Source organism: Micromonospora sp. NPDC049048 (assembly GCF_043197615.1).
Taxonomy (GTDB): Bacteria; Actinomycetota; Actinomycetes; order Mycobacteriales; family Micromonosporaceae; genus Micromonospora.
Genome location: NZ_JBICTM010000033.1, coordinates 1 through 1,778 on the forward strand (window position 1 = coordinate 1; position 1,778 = coordinate 1,778).

Annotated in this window: 1 protein-coding gene; it reads right to left on the reverse strand. The window is 66.2% G+C overall.

Annotation, left to right across the window (positions count from 1 at the left end):
• Positions 1-1,778 (reverse strand): condensation domain-containing protein (locus tag ACGFIG_RS30730; RefSeq protein WP_393008881.1); only part of this gene is annotated, 1,778 nt, incomplete at both ends.

The window sequence follows — 1,778 nt, forward strand, 5'->3', positions numbered from 1 at the left end:
TCGGTGGGGTGGCGGGTGTCGAGGGGTAGGTAGATGCCGCCGGCTTTGAGGACGGCGAGCAGGCTGATGACGGCGGGGAAGCCGTGGTGCAGCGTGACGCCGACGACGGTTTCGGGGCCGATGCCGTGGTTTCGGAGGTGGTGGGCGAGTTGGTTGGCGTGGGTGTCGAGCTGGGTGTAGGTCATGGTGTCGTCGCCGTGGGCGAGCGCAACCGAGTCACCCGACGCCACGACCCGTTGCTGATACTTCGCCATCACGTCGTCGATGGCCGTCGTCCCCGGGGTGGTGCAACGGCTCCAGACGTCCAGGACCAGGCGTTGCTGATGCTCGTCAGGTCGGGACAGGCGCGACAGGCGTTCCTCAGGGGCGGCGGCGACGTTCGCCAGTACGTGCTGGAAATGTCGCACGAGGCGCTCTGCTGTCTCGTCGGCGAAGATGTCGGTGCTGTAGCACAACGTGCCGGTGAGTCTGTCCGGCCGGTCCTCGAGCCGCATCTCCAGATCGAATCGGGTGTTACCGGTGTCGAGCGGCACCAGTGCGACGCCCAGGTCCTTCGGTTGCGCGACTTCGGGGGAGCTGTCGACGTCGAACCAAACTTGGAAGAGGGGGTTGCGGCTGAGGTCCCGACCGTCGACCAGCTCTTCGACCAGACGGTCGAACGGCATGTTCTGATGGGCGACCGCGTCGAGCATGGCCTCGCGGGTGGTGCCGAGTAGTTCGGTGAAGGTGGGATCGCCCGACCAGCGCAGCCGCACCGGCAACGGATTCACGAAGAAGCCCACCAGATCTTCGAACTCGGTCAGGGCGCGCCCCGCGCTCGGCACGCCGGTGACCAGATCGCTGGTTCCCGTGTAGCGCGACAGGAGCATGGTGAAGGCCGTCAGCAGCACCATGAAGGTGGTGGCCCCCTGGGTCACCCCAAGGTGGCGCAGTGCGTCAGCCGTCTGAGCGGGCAGGTCGAACCGTACGAGCCGGCCGGCGCCACTGAGCATTGCCGGCCGGGGGTGGTCAGCCGGAAGCTCGGTCGTCCGGGGGGCATCCTGAAGCGTCCGCCGCCAGTACGCCAGGTCCGCGGCGGCATCGTCGCTGTCGAGCCACAATCTCTGCCAGGCTGTGTATTCGGCATAGCCGACCCGCAACGGCGGCAGTTCGGCCACGCGGCCGGCCGACAACGCGTCGTACAGCAGCGTCAGTTCCCGCCAGAAGATCACCATGGACCAGCCGTCGATCACGGCATGGTGGAACACGAGCACCAGGAGGTGCTCGTGATCGTTGAGCCGGACCAACTGCGCGCGCAGGAGCGGCCCGCCTGCCAGGTCGAATGGGCGAACGGCACTCTCGCTGGCTATCTGCCGTCCCCGAGCTTCGGCCTCTGCCGGGGCCAGCCCGCTCAGATCCTCGATCGACAGTTCCACCGAAGTGCTCGTGTCGATGATCTGCCGCGGCTGTCCCCCGTCATCGTGGAACCTGCTCCGCAGCGTCTCGTGGCGCGCGACGACTTCGACGAACGCCTGCTTGAAGTGGGTGTGCGACAACGCTCCTGTCAGGCGCCAGACGGTGTCGACGTTGTAGAGCGGAACGCCCGGCAGCAGTTGGTCGAGAAACCACAGCCGCTGTTGGGCGAAGGAGAGCCGGCTGCGGTCACCGGGGGGCAGCGCTTGCTTCCGGATAGGGGCTTCTTTTTCGATGGCTTTGGCGAGTGTGCGGATGGTGGGGTTTTCGAAGATTGTTCGTACGGGGGTTTTGGTTTGGAATGTGGTGCGGGTTCTGGAGATGAC